The sequence below is a fragment of the Paenibacillus sp. FSL H8-0548 genome (assembly GCF_038630985.1).
In the GTDB taxonomy this organism is placed as follows: Bacteria; Bacillota; Bacilli; order Paenibacillales; family Paenibacillaceae; genus Pristimantibacillus.
On sequence record NZ_CP152049.1, the window covers coordinates 92,387 to 108,084 of the forward strand.

The 15,698-nt window shown below is 46.3% G+C and carries 14 protein-coding genes, 1 tRNA gene and 2 rRNA genes; 15 read left to right on the top strand and 2 right to left on the bottom strand.

What is annotated here, in order from left to right; all coding sequences use genetic code 11:
* The first annotated feature begins 49 nt into the window (after positions 1-49).
* From MHI37_RS00445 to MHI37_RS00515, 15 genes are all read left to right on the top strand, one after another.
* A 23S ribosomal RNA gene (locus tag MHI37_RS00445) occupies positions 50-2,981 on the top strand.
* A 99-nt stretch (positions 2,982-3,080) separates the two neighbouring features.
* Positions 3,081-3,197 (top strand): 5S ribosomal RNA (rrf, locus tag MHI37_RS00450).
* A gap of 85 nt (positions 3,198-3,282) precedes the next feature.
* Positions 3,283-4,476 (top strand): GNAT family N-acetyltransferase, encoded by a 1,194-nt coding sequence (locus MHI37_RS00455; protein ID WP_076337812.1) that lies wholly within the window; start codon positions 3,283-3,285, stop codon positions 4,474-4,476.
* A gap of 145 nt (positions 4,477-4,621) precedes the next feature.
* A complete protein-coding gene (gene guaB, locus MHI37_RS00460; protein WP_076337813.1) occupies positions 4,622-6,079 on the top strand; it encodes an IMP dehydrogenase in 1,458 nt (485 codons plus the stop codon).
* 214 nt (positions 6,080-6,293) lie between these two features.
* Positions 6,294-7,583, top strand: coding sequence for a D-alanyl-D-alanine carboxypeptidase family protein (locus tag MHI37_RS00465; RefSeq protein ID WP_076337885.1), 1,290 nt, complete (start codon positions 6,294-6,296; stop codon positions 7,581-7,583).
* A 129-nt stretch (positions 7,584-7,712) separates the two neighbouring features.
* The gene (pdxS, locus tag MHI37_RS00470; protein WP_076337814.1) at positions 7,713-8,594 is read left to right on the top strand and encodes a pyridoxal 5'-phosphate synthase lyase subunit PdxS; all 882 of its coding nucleotides are present in this window, start codon (positions 7,713-7,715) and stop codon (positions 8,592-8,594) included.
* 77 nt (positions 8,595-8,671) lie between these two features.
* Positions 8,672-9,256, top strand: coding sequence for a pyridoxal 5'-phosphate synthase glutaminase subunit PdxT (gene pdxT / locus MHI37_RS00475; protein ID WP_076337815.1), 585 nt, complete (start codon positions 8,672-8,674; stop codon positions 9,254-9,256).
* Between the two features lie 49 nt (positions 9,257-9,305).
* A complete protein-coding gene (gene serS, locus MHI37_RS00480) occupies positions 9,306-10,592 on the top strand; it encodes a serine--tRNA ligase (RefSeq protein ID WP_076337816.1) in 1,287 nt (428 codons plus the stop codon).
* An 81-nt stretch (positions 10,593-10,673) separates the two neighbouring features.
* A tRNA-Ser gene (locus MHI37_RS00485) sits at positions 10,674-10,762 on the top strand.
* 113 nt (positions 10,763-10,875) lie between these two features.
* On the top strand, positions 10,876-11,223 hold the full coding sequence (locus MHI37_RS00490) for a hypothetical protein (protein WP_076337817.1): 348 nt from the start codon (positions 10,876-10,878) through the stop codon (positions 11,221-11,223).
* A 15-nt stretch (positions 11,224-11,238) separates the two neighbouring features.
* Positions 11,239-11,415, top strand: coding sequence for a hypothetical protein (locus tag MHI37_RS00495; RefSeq protein ID WP_179090248.1), 177 nt, complete (start codon positions 11,239-11,241; stop codon positions 11,413-11,415).
* Positions 11,416-11,428: 13 nt separating this feature from the next.
* The gene (locus tag MHI37_RS00500) at positions 11,429-11,584 is read left to right on the top strand and encodes a small acid-soluble spore protein P (RefSeq protein ID WP_076337818.1); all 156 of its coding nucleotides are present in this window, start codon (positions 11,429-11,431) and stop codon (positions 11,582-11,584) included.
* Between the two features lie 146 nt (positions 11,585-11,730).
* Positions 11,731-12,786 carry a hypothetical protein gene (locus MHI37_RS00505; RefSeq protein ID WP_076337819.1) on the top strand — a complete coding sequence of 352 codons (1,056 nt, stop codon included), beginning with the start codon at positions 11,731-11,733 and terminating at the stop codon, positions 12,784-12,786.
* Between the two features lie 146 nt (positions 12,787-12,932).
* Positions 12,933-13,265, top strand: a complete 333-nt coding sequence (locus MHI37_RS00510) for a PadR family transcriptional regulator (protein WP_076337820.1) — start codon at positions 12,933-12,935, stop codon at positions 13,263-13,265.
* Positions 13,262-14,623 (top strand): FtsW/RodA/SpoVE family cell cycle protein, encoded by a 1,362-nt coding sequence (locus MHI37_RS00515; RefSeq protein ID WP_076337821.1) that lies wholly within the window; start codon positions 13,262-13,264, stop codon positions 14,621-14,623. The genes MHI37_RS00510 and MHI37_RS00515 overlap by 4 nt, the downstream gene beginning before the upstream one ends.
* 76 nt (positions 14,624-14,699) lie before the next feature.
* Here MHI37_RS00515 and MHI37_RS00520 read toward each other — a convergent pair whose 3' ends face one another.
* Positions 14,700-15,029, bottom strand: a complete 330-nt coding sequence (locus MHI37_RS00520) for a hypothetical protein (RefSeq protein ID WP_076337822.1) — start codon at positions 15,027-15,029, stop codon at positions 14,700-14,702.
* 90 nt (positions 15,030-15,119) lie between these two features.
* Positions 15,120-15,533: a hypothetical protein gene (locus MHI37_RS00525; protein ID WP_076337823.1), complete on the bottom strand. Its 414-nt coding sequence runs from the start codon at positions 15,531-15,533 to the stop codon at positions 15,120-15,122.
* Positions 15,534-15,698 lie beyond the last annotated feature (165 nt).

Below are 15,698 nucleotides of genomic sequence, written 5' to 3' on the forward strand. Positions count from 1 at the left end.
CAGAGAAACAAAAGGAAAACGGCGGGCAAGCCGAATCACCTGAGCATATGGTTAAGCTAGTAAGAGCGCACGGAGGATGCCTAGGCACCAGGAGCCGAAGAAGGACGTGGCGAACAACGATACCGCCCCGGGGAGCCGTAAGCAGGCATTGATCCGAGGATTTCCGAATGGGGAAACCCAGCTGCCGTAATGGGCAGTTACTCTCAACTGAATACATAGGTTGGGTAGAGGCATACCAGGGGAACTGAAACATCTAAGTACCCTGAGGAAGAGAAAACAATAGTGATTCCGTCAGTAGCGGCGAGCGAACGCGGATTAGCCCAAACCAAGGAGCTTGCTCCTTGGGGTTGTAGGACGTCTCACATGGAGTTACAAAGGTGTTTGGTAGGCGAAGAGGTCTGGAAAGGCCCGCCAGAGCAGGTAAAAGCCCTGTAACCGAAAGCAAGCACTCTCCGAGACGGATCCTGAGTACGGCGGGACACGAGAAACCCCGTCGGAATCCGGCAGGACCATCTGCCAAGGCTAAATACTCCCTGGTGACCGATAGTGAAGCAGTACCGTGAGGGAAAGGTGAAAAGCACCGCGGAAGCGGAGTGAAAAAGAACCTGAAACCGTGCGCTTACAAAAAGTCAGAGCCCGTTAAATGGGTGATGGCGTGCCTTTTGTAGAATGAACCGGCGAGTTACGATCACGTGCAAGGTTAAGTCGGGAAGACGGAGCCGTAGCGAAAGCGAGTCTGAATAGGGCGAATAAGTACGTGGTCGTAGACCCGAAACCGTGTGATCTACCCCTGTCCAGGGTGAAGGTGCGGTAACACGCACTGGAGGCCCGAACCCACGCACGTTGAAAAGTGCGGGGATGAGGTGGGGGTAGCGGAGAAATTCCAATCGAACTCGGAGATAGCTGGTTCTCCCCGAAATAGCTTTAGGGCTAGCCTCGAGGAATGAGCGTCGTGGAGGTAGAGCACTGATTGGGTGCGGGGCCCGCCAAGGGTTACCAAGTCCAGTCAAACTCCGAATGCCATAGACGTGCTACTCGGGAGTCAGACAGTGAGTGCTAAGATCCATTGTCAAGAGGGAAACAGCCCAGATCATCAGCTAAGGTCCCCAAGTGTGTGTTAAGTGGGAAAGGATGTGGAGTTGCAAAGACAACCAGGATGTTGGCTTAGAAGCAGCCATCATTTAAAGAGTGCGTAATAGCTCACTGGTCGAGTGACTCTGCGCCGAAAATGTAACGGGGCTAAACACACCACCGAAGCTATGACATGTACCTTAGGGTACTTGGGTAGGGGAGCGTTGAATACGGATTGAAGTTGGACCGTGAGGACTGGTGGACTGTATTCAAGTGAGAATGCCGGTATGAGTAACGAAAAGACAAGTGAGAATCTTGTCCGCCGAAAGCCTAAGGGTTCCTGAGGAAGGCTCGTCCTCTCAGGGTAAGTCGGGACCTAACGCGAGGCCGAAAGGCGTAGTGGATGGACAACAGGTTGAAATTCCTGTACCACCGAAGATTGTTTGAGCAATGGGGTGACACAGAAGGGCAGTGACGCGGACTGATGGAATAGTCCGTCTAAGCAGTGAGGCTAGTGTGTAGGCAAATCCGCACACTATAAGGCTGGGCTGTGATGGGGAGCGAAAATTACAGTAGCGAAGGTCATGTACTCCGGCTGTCAAGAAAAGCCTCTAGTGAGATCTAGGTGCCCGTACCGCAAACCGACACAGGTAGGCGAGCAGAGTATGCTAAGGCGCGCGGAAGAACTCTCGTTAAGGAACTCGGCAAAATGACCTCGTAACTTCGGGAGAAGAGGTGCCTCGGTAGGGTGAATAGCCCGAGGGGGCCGCAGTGAAAAGGCCCAAGCGACTGTTTAGCAAAAACACAGGTCTGTGCGAAGCCGTAAGGCGAAGTATACGGGCTGACGCCTGCCCGGTGCTGGAAGGTTAAGGGGAGCGGTTAGGGGTAACCCGAAGCTGTGAACCGAAGCCCCAGTAAACGGCGGCCGTAACTATAACGGTCCTAAGGTAGCGAAATTCCTTGTCAGGTAAATTCTGACCCGCACGAATGGCGTAACGACTTGGGCGCTGTCTCAACGAGAGATCCGGTGAAATTTTAATACCTGTGAAGATGCAGGTTACCCGCGACAAGACGGAAAGACCCCATGGAGCTTTACTGTAACTTGATATTGAACTTTGGTACGATCTGTACAGGATAGGTGGGAGCCTACGAAGCATGAGCGCCAGCTTGTGTGGAGGCACCGTTGGGATACCACCCTGATCGTATCGGAGTTCTAACCTAGAACCGTGAAACCGGTTCGGGGACCGTGTCAGGTGGACAGTTTGACTGGGGCGGTCGCCTCCTAAAATGTAACGGAGGCGCCCAAAGGTTCCCTCAGAATGGTTGGAAATCATTCGCAGAGTGCAAAGGCATAAGGGAGCTTGACTGCGAGACCTACAAGTCGAGCAGGGACGAAAGTCGGGCTTAGTGATCCGGTGGTACCGAATGGAAGGGCCATCGCTCAACGGATAAAAGCTACCCTGGGGATAACAGGCTTATCTCCCCCAAGAGTCCACATCGACGGGGAGGTTTGGCACCTCGATGTCGGCTCATCGCATCCTGGGGCTGAAGTAGGTCCCAAGGGTTGGGCTGTTCGCCCATTAAAGCGGTACGCGAGCTGGGTTCAGAACGTCGTGAGACAGTTCGGTCCCTATCTGTCGCGGGCGCAGGAAATTTGAGAGGAGCTGTCCTTAGTACGAGAGGACCGGGATGGACGTACCGCTGGTGTACCAGTTGTTCCGCCAGGAGCACCGCTGGGTAGCCAAGTACGGACGGGATAAGCGCTGAAAGCATCTAAGCGCGAAGCCCCCCTCAAGATGAGATTTCCCAGTATGTAAGACCCCTTGAAGACGACGAGGTTGATAGGTTCGGGGTGGAAGCACAGCAATGTGTGTAGCTGACGAATACTAATCGGTCGAGGGCTTATCCTAAACACGTTTACTGTGACCCATACATCCGGTAGACAGCAGCATAATAGGTTTCAGCAAACCTAACTTTCGTATCCAGTTTTCAGCGTGCAACACGCTACGTTTGGTGGCGATGGCGGAGGGGAACCACGCGTTCCCATACCGAACACGACCGTTAAGCCCTCCAGCGCCAATGGTACTTAGACCGCAGGGTCTTGGGAGAGTAGGACGTCGCCAAGCACGAGAGACCTATCGCATGTGATGCGATAGGTTTTTTTGTGTTTTTTCGATATGATATGATTATGAAATATAAGGAGGCTTCTAAATGAAAAAAGCTATAGGTATTGAGCATATGGGTGTCGAACATTTTGATGAAAGCATGGCATTATCGCAGTTTGCTTTTCAATTTGAATTATCTCCTGAACGACTTGAACGAACCAGAGAGCAGTTTGCACAGGAGCCTGCTGTGAGATATGCTGTCTATAGTGATCAACAGCTGGCTGCACAAGCTACAGTGCTGGAGCTGCAAACCTATATCGGTGGCAAGCCATTTGCGATGGGTGGACTTGCTGGGGTCGCTACATGGCCAGAATATAGAAGGCAGGGCTTTGTTGCGCAGATGCTTATTCAAGCATTGAAGGAGATGCGTGCGAAAGGCCAAACGATTTCTTTTCTACATCCCTTTGCATTCGGATTTTATCGAAAGTTTGGATGGGAGACGTATACGGAACATAAAGCTTACACCATAAAACTAGAGCATCTTCCTGCACGTACGTTGTCTGAGGGCCGTATAGAGCGGTATACCGGAGGCTACGAGGTGTTGAATGACATCTATCAGGTTTATGCCTCCAGATACAATGGATCTCTGGTACGAACGGAGCTATGGTGGGAATATCGAATTAAAGCAAGGAAGCCAGGCCAAATTGCTCTATATTATGATAAGCTCGGAGAGGCTCGTGGTTATTTAATATACGAAGTGACAAATAGACGCTTTAACGTACATGAGTTTATTTATTTAGATGAGTATGCAAGAGAGGCGCTATGGACCTTTATTGCTCAGCATGATTCCATGTTAGAGGAAGTAACGATGACGGTGCCGTCCGATGACCTACTTCCATATCAGCTGCCAAATCCAAGAATCAAGCAAGAAGTAATCCCTTATTTTATGGCGCGTATCGTTGATGCTGAGGCATTCATTGAACAGTATGATTTTACAGCAGCTGATGTAGCAGACAATATTGCAATTGAGCTTTCCGATGAGCATGCTTCGTGGAATAAAGGGTACTATATCCTAAGTATAGATCTATCTGGAAAGGCCTTATTACGTAGAATAAAGGAAAATGTAGAGGAACTTGATGTAATAAAAATGGATATCGGGTCACTTACAGCGATGCTGATGGGCTATCTGCGACCGATACAATTAGCGCAAATTGCACGTATTCAAGGTGATATGGTATGTATTAAACGCTTACAAGATCGTATTCCCGAACGAACAACGTATTTGCCTGACTTTTTCTAAAGAAATAGCATTCTTTGAATCTGTAAAATAGAGCTGAAAGCAGATGCATCATCGCGATCTCTCAGTCTTGACAGCCTATAACCCCTCTGATAATATTGCAATAATATATGTGAGACGTACTTAAAATTAAGGGAGGAACATACTCGTGTGGGAAACGAAATTCGCCAAAGAAGGGCTAACGTTTGACGACGTCCTGCTTATTCCGCGTAAATCAGAAGTGCTACCTAGGGAAGTTGACATCTCGATTCGATTAAGCGAGAAAATTAAGCTAAATATTCCACTTATTAGCGCAGGCATGGACACCGTTACAGAATCCGCATTGGCGATTGCAATAGCGCGTGAAGGTGGTATTGGCATTATTCACAAGAATATGTCGATTACACAGCAAGCGGAGGAAGTAGACCGTGTAAAACGTTCGGAGAGCGGTGTTATTACTAATCCTTTTTCGCTTACACCTGATCATCATGTTTATGACGCAGAAGAGCTTATGGGCAAATATCGTATCTCCGGTGTACCGATTGTTGATCAAGACAAGAAGCTTGTCGGTATTTTAACAAACCGCGACTTGCGTTTCGTACATGATTATTCCATTAAGATTCATGATGTTATGACTCGTGAAAATCTTGTAACGGCGCCTGTCGGCACAACGCTGTTAGAGGCTGAAGTGCTGCTTCAAAAGCATAAAATTGAGAAGCTGCCACTCATTGATGAGTCCAATACACTTAAAGGTCTTATAACTATTAAAGATATTGAGAAAGCTATTCAATTCCCTAACGCAGCGAAGGATACTCACGGACGTCTGCTTTGCGGAGCAGCGGTTGGTATTTCTAAGGATACGGCTGATCGTGCAGAAGCTTTGGTGCAATCGGGTATTGATGTTCTAGTGGTGGATTCGGCACATGGTCACCACATTAACATTCTTAACACGGTTCGCAAGCTGCGCGCTGCTTATCCAGACCTAACTATTATTGCAGGCAATGTCGCTACAGGGGAAGCTACACGCGATCTTATTGAGGCGGGTGCATCGGTTGTTAAAGTAGGAATCGGACCTGGATCGATCTGTACGACTCGTGTTATTGCGGGTATCGGTGTTCCACAAATTACTGCGATATACGATTGTGCCAGCGTTGCGCGGGAATACAATATTCCGGTTATTGCTGACGGCGGCATTAAGTACTCCGGTGATATTACGAAAGCAATTGCATCTGGAGCAAGCGCGATTATGATCGGAAGCTTGTTTGCAGGTACAGCCGAAAGCCCTGGTGAAACAGAGATTTTCCAAGGCCGCAGCTTTAAAGTGTACCGCGGCATGGGTTCACTTGGTGCGATGAAGGAAGGAAGCAAGGATCGTTACTTCCAAGAAAATGAGAACAAGCTCGTTCCTGAAGGCATTGAGGGCCGTGTTCCTTACAAAGGGCCTCTTGCTGATACCGTTCATCAACTGCTGGGCGGCTTGCGCTCAGGTATGGGGTATTGCGGTACTTCCTCTCTGGATGAGCTTAAGAACGATACACAATTTGTTCGGATTACGGGATCGGGTCTTCGTGAGAGCCATCCGCACGATGTGCAAATCACGAAAGAAGCTCCTAACTACTCTCTATAATGATCATTTTAGAATAGTATGACAGCTAGGCAAGGAAAGGCGAGGAACTCGCTAATCCTTGTCTTTTTTTAATATAGGAAAGTATAAGTTTCACCTTATATGAGCGATTACTCATCTCTCTATCTCCTCTAAGAGGTTTAATTGTTAGCCTTTGATATGTTACAATTAACAACGGACAAACCAAGTGGGAAAAGGGGAGACGACGTTGAAGGAAATGATAAGGCCGGTTCGTTTAAAGACGGTCATCGCTGCAAGCATAGCGGTATGGATGGTCATGCTGTCGCTTGGTTCTGCGGTAGTTATGGCGGATGGATATCAAGGCAGACCCAGTACTGAAAACTCTTTAGGCTTACAGGTGAAAGCAGCCATTTTAATTGATGCGGATTCCGGTCAAGTATTGTATGAGGTAAATTCAGAAGAACCACTTCCTGCAGCAAGTATGACCAAACTAATGACGGAATATATCGTTCTTGAAGAAATATCTAATGGACGTCTAAACTGGGATGAAGTTGTTACGACTAGTGCGGAAGCAGCCTCTACGCCAGCGGATGGATCATCCGTGTTTCTAGCTCAAGGCGATCAACATACGGTTTTGGATTTGTATAGAGCAATGGCGGTAGGTTCTGCTAATGATGCAACCATTGCTCTCGCTTCGAAAATTTCAGGCAGTGAGCAAGGCTTTGTTACTAAAATGAATGAAGTAGCCGATCAGCTTGGGTTGGAAACAGCGATTTTCACAAGTGCTACCGGATTATCGGAGACGACCGTGATATCGACAGCTGAAATGGCTAAGCTTGCACAAATTATTTTGAACCAGCATCCAGAGTTTCTCGAGTACTCCAAGCTGCAGGAATACAAATTTCGCGAGCGTGACAAAACAGCAATCGTCAATATTAACTGGATGCTTGGCACGAATGTAAACCAATCGGGCTTGAAGCATTTAGCTTATGAGGGCGTTGACGGCATGAAAACAGGATTCATTAATTCTGCCGGCTATAACTTCACAGGTACGGTCAAAAGAGGCGAGCAACGTTTTATTAGCGTTGTAATGGATACTGCTACGAAGTCCGCTCGTTTTAACGAAACGGCAAAGATGTATGACTATGGATTCAGTACATTTGAGAAAAAAACGGTTCTTGCACCAAAATCAGTGGTAGAAACAATGCAATCGGTTAAGATTAAGAAGGGCAAGAAAAAATCATTGGCCGTAGTGACAGATAAAGATATTACTTTCATGGTGAAAAAGGGTGTCGAGCCTAAGATCGAGGTTCAATCTACCGATATCAAACCAGACTCAGAGCTGATTGCTCCGATTGCTGCAGGAACAGTTGTCGGTACAGTGACTTACAAGTACACAGACGCTGATACAGCGCAGGAATTGACTCGTACGGTTAACCTAATTACAAATGAAGATGGAGAAAAAGGCGGCTGGTTCCGTCTGATGTTCCGCGGAATTGGTGATTTTTTCGCTGGTTTATTTAATGGAATCGTCAATTTGTTCTAATCCGAGTAATAAACAAGGAAATAAAGCAAATCAAGACTTGTCGATTATTCTTGGTTCCTGTAAAATCAATGGTTAGAACAACTGCGGTAATATACAATTCATTGGATGAAAAATAGGAGGATTTGTAGCATGGAAACAGGTACATCACGCGTAAAACGCGGCATGGCAGAAATGCAAAAGGGCGGCGTCATTATGGACGTTATGAGCGCCGAGCAAGCAAAAGTAGCAGAAGCAGCAGGGGCAACAGCGGTAATGGCGCTTGAGCGCGTTCCTTCCGAAATTCGTGCAGCAGGCGGAGTCGCTCGTATGGCTGATCCGACAATCGTAGAAGAAGTAATGAAAGTCGTTTCTATTCCAGTTATGGCAAAAGCCCGTATCGGTCATTATGTAGAAGCTAGAGTGCTCGAATCCCTGGGCGTTGACTATATCGATGAGAGTGAAGTGCTTACGCCAGCAGATGAAGTGTTCCACATCAGCAAGCATGAGTTCACGATTCCATTCGTATGCGGAGCGAAGGATCTTGGAGAAGCTTTGCGCCGTATTCAAGAAGGAGCAGCAATGCTTCGTACGAAGGGTGAGCCGGGAACAGGAAATATCGTTGAAGCTGTTCGTCACCTTCGCTTGATCAATGGCCAAATTCGTAAAATTCAAGGCTTGTCGAAGGACGAGCTTTATCATGAAGCTAAAATTCTTGGTGTAGCTTATGAGCTGCTTCTAAACGTACATGAGACTGGCAAGCTTCCAGTGGTTAACTTCGCAGCAGGCGGAGTAGCTACACCATCCGATGCAGCTTTGATGATGCATCTTGGAGCAGACGGCGTATTCGTTGGATCCGGTATTTTCACATCGGAAAACCCAGAGAAGTTCGCTCGTGCAATCGTTGAAGCAACTACTCATTATCAAGACTATAAGCTAATTGCTGAAGTATCGAAAAACCTTGGAGCACCAATGAAGGGGATCGAAATTTCCAAGCTTAACTCCTCAGAGCGTATGCAAGATCGCGGTATTTAATAGATGTTGGATGCAGGTGCCGGCTTAGCGTGAATTGCGCTGCCGGCTCTTGCCTGTAAAGGAAGGTGAACGGATCAATGAAGATAGGTGTACTTGCGCTTCAGGGCGCAGTAGCAGAGCATATACGCAGCTTAGAAGCGGCGGGCGCAGAGGCGGTAGCCGTTAAGCAGGTCCAGCAGCTTGATGAGCTGCAGGGGCTTGTCATACCTGGCGGCGAAAGCACGACGATCGGCAAGCTTATGCGGAAATACGGTTTTATGGAAGCTATTGCGGAATTTTCTGCGCAGGGCAAGCCGTTGTTCGGCACATGTGCGGGCCTTATCGTATTGGCGGACGAAATTGAGGGGCAAGAGGACGCGCATTTACGTCTTATGAATATGACCGTTGCGCGGAATGCATTTGGCCGTCAGCAGGAAAGCTTTGAAACGGACTTGGACGTTAAAGGTATTGATGAGCCGGTTCGCGCAGTATTCATTCGTGCCCCGCTAATCAAAAAAGTCGGTTCGGATGTTGACGTATTGTCCACCTTCAGAGATGAGATCGTTACAGCAAGACAAGGACATCTTCTTGCCGTTTCCTATCATCCTGAACTGACGGATGATTTCAGACTGCATGCGTATTTCGTCGACATGGTGAAAGAAGCAGCGGCAGCCAAGGAATAGGCTTTTACAATAATAAAATTTACTCCCTTCAGAGAGGGGCTTTTGAAACGTGCTGGATGTTAAATTGTTACGCAACGAATTTGAGAAGGTTGAGAAAGCGCTGCTTGACCGCGGAGCTTCGCTTGAGCTGGTAGCCAATTTCCCGGCGCTTGATACCAAGCGTCGTGATCTCATTCAAGAAACGGAGACGCTGAAAAGCCGTCGCAACACGGTTTCACAGGAAGTGGCCAAGCTCAAGAGAACTGGCGGCGATGCTGAATCGCTTATCCTTGAAATGAGAGAAGTAGGAGACCGCATTAAAGAGCTGGACGATGAGCTTCGTGAGCTTGATGTGCAGGTGGTAGAGCTGACGCAGGCCATTCCTAATATTCCTAGTGACAGCGTGCCGATCGGCAAGTCCGAGGAAGATAATGTGGAGATTCGTAAAAACGGCGAGGTGCCAAGCTTTGACTTTGAGCCTAAGCCGCACTGGGAGCTTGCTCAAACACTTGGGATTTTGGACTTCGAACGCGCAGCTAAGGTGACAGGCTCACGCTTTACGTTCTACCGCGGTCTAGGGGCTCGTCTAGAGCGTGCGCTGATCAGCTTTATGATGGACCTGCATAGTGATAAGCACGGCTATGAAGAGATTCTGCCGCCTTATATCGTCAATCGTGATAGCTTGGTCGGTACAGGACAGCTTCCGAAATTTGAAGAGGATCTATTTAAAATTTCGGATTCGGACTATTTCCTTATTCCGACTGCAGAGGTTCCCGTTACAAACCTGCATCGTGAAGAGATTTTGTCTGTTGAAGAGCTTCCAAAATATTTTGTAGCCTACAGCTCCTGCTTCCGTTCAGAAGCGGGCTCTGCTGGACGCGATACGCGCGGCTTGATTCGTCAGCATCAATTCAACAAGGTTGAGCTGATCAAGCTGACGAAACCAGAGGATTCGTATGAAGAGCTGGAGAAAATGACAGCTAATGCAGAGAAGGTACTAGAGCTGTTAGGACTTCCGTATCGCGTTCTGACGCTTTGTACGGGAGATATGGGCTTCACAGCGGCTAAAACATATGACCTCGAAGTTTGGCTGCCAAGCGCAGGCACATACCGTGAAATTTCTTCATGCTCGAACGTAGAGGATTTCCAAGCGCGTCGTGCCGGAATTCGATTCCGTAGAGATACGAAGAGCAAGCCGGAGTTTGTTCATACATTGAACGGTTCGGGCCTCGCCGTAGGTCGTACCTTTGCCGCAATCGTTGAAAATTTCCAGCAGGCCGATGGTTCTATCACCATTCCTGAGGTGCTTCGTCCTTATATGGGTGGAATTAGCTCGATCGAAGCATCAAAGCTCTAAATTTATTTTGCCACAGGGTCAAAATATAGTTGCATTTCTATTTTGACCTGTGGTACAATAATTCTTGTGAAAATTACATGCGGAGAGATACCGAAGCGGTCATAACGGGGCAGTCTTGAAAACTGTTAGGGTGCAAGCCCACGTGGGTTCGAGTCCCACTCTCTCCTCCATACTTAATCAACCAAGTCTAGACGCTAAGCGTTTAGGCTTTTTTTGTTACTTATTTTTCGTATAAAATATAGTCGCTCTTCGCATGTTATACGGTGTGGAGGTGCTTTACTCAATGGGTAAAACAGATGAGCTGCAAATGAATCAGGAAAACTTAGCTGATGCTTGGCGGCAAACGCTGCCGGAAACAATTAATACTGCTGATCGCTGCAAGGTGCTGCCAGACGAGGCAGATTCGAAGTCGCTGCGCATAACGATCGAAACAGCTGGCCATCAAATGTATTCGTTTGATTTTAAGGTTACTTATGTGGATAGTCGCGAAGTGAAGGTTGAGCTGATTGACGTTGAGCGGGATAAGATATCTGTCGATGAACGCGGAGACGTCATACAAGAATTGATTTCGGACTACACTAGACATCTGCATGAATGTGCACAAGCGCTTCAACGCTTGACTCATGTATAGAGGAGACGGACATTGATGACAAAGGCAAAAGGATCTGTTGATAAAAATTTATCGAATGTGGCGGACGCACTGTCAATTGATGCGGTTAATGGTCATCAAGCCCAGCAGCTGCAGCAGGATAAGAACGACCGTCGCAACCAGGACGCAATAAACCACGATCATCCAACTGATTTGCTGCATCAAAAAGATTAGAGGAGGGGTCCTTATGTCGAAGCCAGACAGCTTTCCAGTACCGGATAACAATCCGCAAAGCGGCAGGTCCAAGCAGAATAATGGCGAAGGACAGCAAGAGCCGCTATCGGGCTCTAAGAAGACGAAGCAGCGTAATCATGTGAGTCATCATAATCCTCAAGGGTCTTAGAACTATATCGAAGGTCACAAATAATGAATAGATCTAACGTCCCGTTTCGATATTTGAAACGGGATTTTTTGGTTATAACTTCTAAAAGCTGCTTTTTTAGTATAGAATGGAGGTGCTCATAAAAAGATAGGGGAGGAACTTATTACATGAAGAAGGTACAGAAAATAGCGGTTATTTTGTTGGCCGTTATTATAGTTGTTATTGCAGGGTGCAGCTCGGCTAAACCGCCGAAGGAAGCATTGCAGGCAGCTATGACTAAAATTACAGAAGCGGACTCATACGCAGTAAAAATGTCATTAGGTTTAGATGAATTGGAAATTCCACAGGATGCGGCTATGCAAGGCGACTTGGCTGCCACCGCTGCTATTGTAGGTATGATCAAGGACGCAACGATTACAGTGGATGCGGTGTACCAGAAGGAACCGATGCGTACGGATCTGAATATGAATATTGTCATTCCTGGCGACATGGAAATGAAGCTGACGGTGCCGATGATTTTTACAGATCAAATATTATACATTAAAGTGCCTCAAATTCCGATGCTGCCGCTGCCGGAGACGATTACAGGCAAATATATTAAGATTGACCTGAAGGAGCTTGCGGAGCAGCAAGGCGCCGCTGGGCTTGATCTGACTACGCAGCAGAAGCTGGGACAAGAGATTGGCGAAGTATTGCTCAAAAACTTTGATGAAAAAACCTACTTCAGCGAGCTTAAAGCTAGTGAGGCGGGTTTACCTGCTGACTTGAAGGCTGATCAAGTCGTTGCTTTTGAAATTAATGAAGGCAACTACCCGCAAACGGTAGAAACCGTTGTAAACGAAGTACTGCCTGCGGTTCTGGATATTTTACTCAAAAACGAAGCATCATTGCAATCATTGCAGCTTGAGAAAGCAGATATCGAGCAGCTGAAAACTGATTTGGAAACGAACAAAGAGGAAATTCTAAATACACTTAAAAATGATATTAAAGTGAACACATTGAAGTTTACTGGAGCTATTTCGGATGGCTACCTTTCTTATCAAGCAGGCAAGCTGAATTTTGAAGCCTCGGATGAAGCGAGCGGTCAGAAGATGAAGCTAGGTCTTCACTATGACGTCATTTATTCGGACATTGGCAAAGAGCCGAAGTTTGAAGAAATTCCAACCGATGTGATTACGATTGATGAACTGACACAGATGTTCCAGCTGCCAACTGGACTATAAGCTTAAAAGAGAAGCAGCCCCTATTTATGCGGGCTGCTTCTTTTTTTGTAGTTTGGAGACATCAACTTGATATTGTTCAAACCTCATTATATACTTATACATAGATATACGATGTATAGATACTCGATACATAGAAGGAGAACGCTATGAAAATCAATAAAGAGCTTATGAAGGGAAGCACTGTTATTTTAATTTTAACGCTGCTTGATCGCAAAGAAATGTACGGCTATGAGATGACCAAAGAGATCGAGCGCAGCTCCAGCGGACTGTTTACGTTCAAAGAAGGGACACTCTATCCGATTCTGCATACGCTTGAGGTTGAACAGATGGTTGAATCCTACTGGAATGAGGAAGGCAGCCGAAAACGCAAATATTACCGGATTACCGAGCGTGGAAAAGGACAGTTAGAGGAGAAGAAGCAGGAATGGGCGCTGTTTCGAACGACTGTGGACCGTGTAATTGGGGAGGGCCATGCATGAGCGGGATTGGCGGTATGAAGGGTAAATCGGTTGAGCAATATTTGAAGCAGGTGTGCGGTCATGTGAAAGCTAAGGAGGTACATGCGGATATACAGCTTGAGATGAGAAGTCATCTAGAAGAGCTAGTGGATGACAAGCTTAGTGAGGGGCTGACCGAGGCTGAAGCTGTCCAACAAGCATTGGCACAGATGGGCAATCCGGATGACCTTGGGAAGCAGCTGCACGCAGCGCACAAGCCTAGGATGGAATGGAGCCTGGCAGCTATAGTTGCCATAATGATTGGCATAGGGCTGCTTGCTATGTATTCGCTGCAGGTCGCTTATCTGGGCCAAAATATACAATATAATGTTCAATTATTATTTAGAAAATCGTTTTTTACAGCAATAGGTATTGTTCTTCTTGTCGTTATTTACTTTCTGGATTATCGAAAATTAAAGAAATATTCCTTGTACATTTACAGCGGAACAGTGATCCTATTGGTGGCCTGTTCTATTTATGGAACTACTATCAATGGGGCTAAACGTTGGTTCACTGCTGGATCGTTTACCTTAAATGTCTATGCTCTTGCTGCTTATTTATTTTTGATTGCATTAGCGGGAATGCTGATGAGCAAAGGGCAGGCCGAGCAAGGGAAATTCAAACAAGCAGTGCAGCTGGTTAAAATCATTGTTATGTTTGTGCTGGTTCCCACGTTGCTGTATTTACAAGGGAATTCCTTTCATAGCTTTATAGGATATGCTTTCGGGCTTATGATCGTAGTAACCTATGTTTCGAAATCATATAAACTGTTTTTGACTGGTGCAGCAACATTAGCCGTAATAGCAGGAAGCCTATTGATCCTTATGAAAGAGAGAATTTATCATTCTTTTGAGAGATATTTCTTTTTCTTTATGTCGTCTGACTCAGAGTGGATCGGCTATCAGCAGTTGAATGTAATCGAAGCTGTGCGATCAGCGGGATTATGGGGAAATGGTTTTGGCGTCACCAATAACAAAATTCCCTATTTGCAAAGTGAGATGGTGTTCACTCATTTAATTTATAGCTTTGGCTGGGTGTTTGGCGGTGCGGTTATGCTGCTCACGGTACTGTTCATTGTCAAAGCCATTACAGCGTTAAGAACACTTAAGGATTCTTATGCCAAAGGGCTTGCAACGGCTATGCTATCGATTATTGGATTTCATTTTGTTTGGAATATTATGATGTCATTTGGGCTGATGCCCATAACGGCAATGAATATGCCTTTCATATCATACGGGGGCACAACCGGCATTCTTGAGTTAATGGCACTAGGGCTGGTATTAAGCGTATGTCGAAGAAGAAATATGATCAGTCAGGCTAGTCTAGAGGTTAAAGCCTAGAATTTAAAGTCTTGAAGTGAAAAAAGGCTATCCTTCAGTAGATAATTCTACGGGGATGGCCTTTTTCTTATGTTCGTTAGAAGGTGCCTGGAGCGGGAGGATGAGGGAAATTGCTGTCTTGCTCCTTCTTAGAAACGGAAATAAAGAGAATGACGGCCGTTGTAAGGTGCAGAATCATTCCCAAAACCGGAATCCATGCCAATACAGATGTAACAATGCCGAAAACGCTGCCTATTATCGGTTTATTATGCTGAGAACAAAGGACCAGGGTTACGATATGAAGGATGAGTGTCGCGAACAATACCGTGTATCCTGATAAAATGACAAGCATGCCTCCTAGTACAGGAAAGCCTAAAATAGCCTCGATTATTGCAGTTATTAATAGTAACGTACCTGCAGCCTTCATATTCTATTCCTCCTAAACAACTACTCGAATGTGATTTGTATTTGTTACGCATCCGAGAAGAAAAAGGTTGCATTTAATCAGAAAAGCGAGTTAGCAAGAAACATTTTTCAAAAAAATGGATGAGCTATAGGCTGCAATATGCCTGTTTATTTCGCTGCGTATGTATTCATTTGGAAGGGAAATCTCTTGTTCAAAGCCGCGGCAGTTAAAGCGATAGACCACATTCTCATAAGCGCTGCTGTACAGACCTACTGTAATGCCTTTAAGGACAAGTTGCCTCGTGTTTGCTGCTAAATCGGATTTCATTCTCACTATAATTAAATCGGCCGCCTTGGTGAAAATGGAACGTAAGGACCGGGCTTTTCTCTCCAGCTCTCCTCTATTGCGCTCTACAACAGCATGGGCTAGTGGAAGGATAATGGCGATATGTATAAGCTGTAGTTCTTCGTGAGTAGGTGGACTTTGCAGTTCTGCTTCGTATATCTTGGTTAACGGCATGGACATGTGTAAATCACCTCATGTTCATTATAGGGGAACAAACGTTCTACAGTCAACCTATCTATTTTTAAAAATAGACGGCGTTTATAAATGCTCGTTTCTTGATGAACAATGTCACTATTTGTCTCATCAGCTCCCTCACTCTATACGGAATGCTTAAAGGCATCTGGT

Bases quoted from the DNA above. Each gene is read 5' to 3' on its own strand.
- MHI37_RS00455 (WP_076337812.1), top strand. From the start codon at position 3,283: ATGAAAAAAGCTATAGGTATTGAGCATATGGGTGTCGAACATTTTGAT.
- MHI37_RS00465 (WP_076337885.1), top strand. From the start codon at position 6,294: ATGATAAGGCCGGTTCGTTTAAAGACGGTCATCGCTGCAAGCATAGCG.
- pdxS (WP_076337814.1), top strand. From the start codon at position 7,713: ATGGAAACAGGTACATCACGCGTAAAACGCGGCATGGCAGAAATGCAA.
- pdxT (WP_076337815.1), top strand. From the start codon at position 8,672: ATGAAGATAGGTGTACTTGCGCTTCAGGGCGCAGTAGCAGAGCATATA.
- MHI37_RS00490 (WP_076337817.1), top strand. From the start codon at position 10,876: ATGGGTAAAACAGATGAGCTGCAAATGAATCAGGAAAACTTAGCTGAT.
- MHI37_RS00495 (WP_179090248.1), top strand. From the start codon at position 11,239: ATGACAAAGGCAAAAGGATCTGTTGATAAAAATTTATCGAATGTGGCG.
- MHI37_RS00500 (WP_076337818.1), top strand. From the start codon at position 11,429: ATGTCGAAGCCAGACAGCTTTCCAGTACCGGATAACAATCCGCAAAGC.
- MHI37_RS00505 (WP_076337819.1), top strand. From the start codon at position 11,731: ATGAAGAAGGTACAGAAAATAGCGGTTATTTTGTTGGCCGTTATTATA.
- MHI37_RS00510 (WP_076337820.1), top strand. From the start codon at position 12,933: ATGAAAATCAATAAAGAGCTTATGAAGGGAAGCACTGTTATTTTAATT.
- MHI37_RS00515 (WP_076337821.1), top strand. From the start codon at position 13,262: ATGAGCGGGATTGGCGGTATGAAGGGTAAATCGGTTGAGCAATATTTG.
- MHI37_RS00520 (WP_076337822.1), bottom strand. From the start codon at position 15,029: ATGAAGGCTGCAGGTACGTTACTATTAATAACTGCAATAATCGAGGCT.
- MHI37_RS00525 (WP_076337823.1), bottom strand. From the start codon at position 15,533: ATGTCCATGCCGTTAACCAAGATATACGAAGCAGAACTGCAAAGTCCA.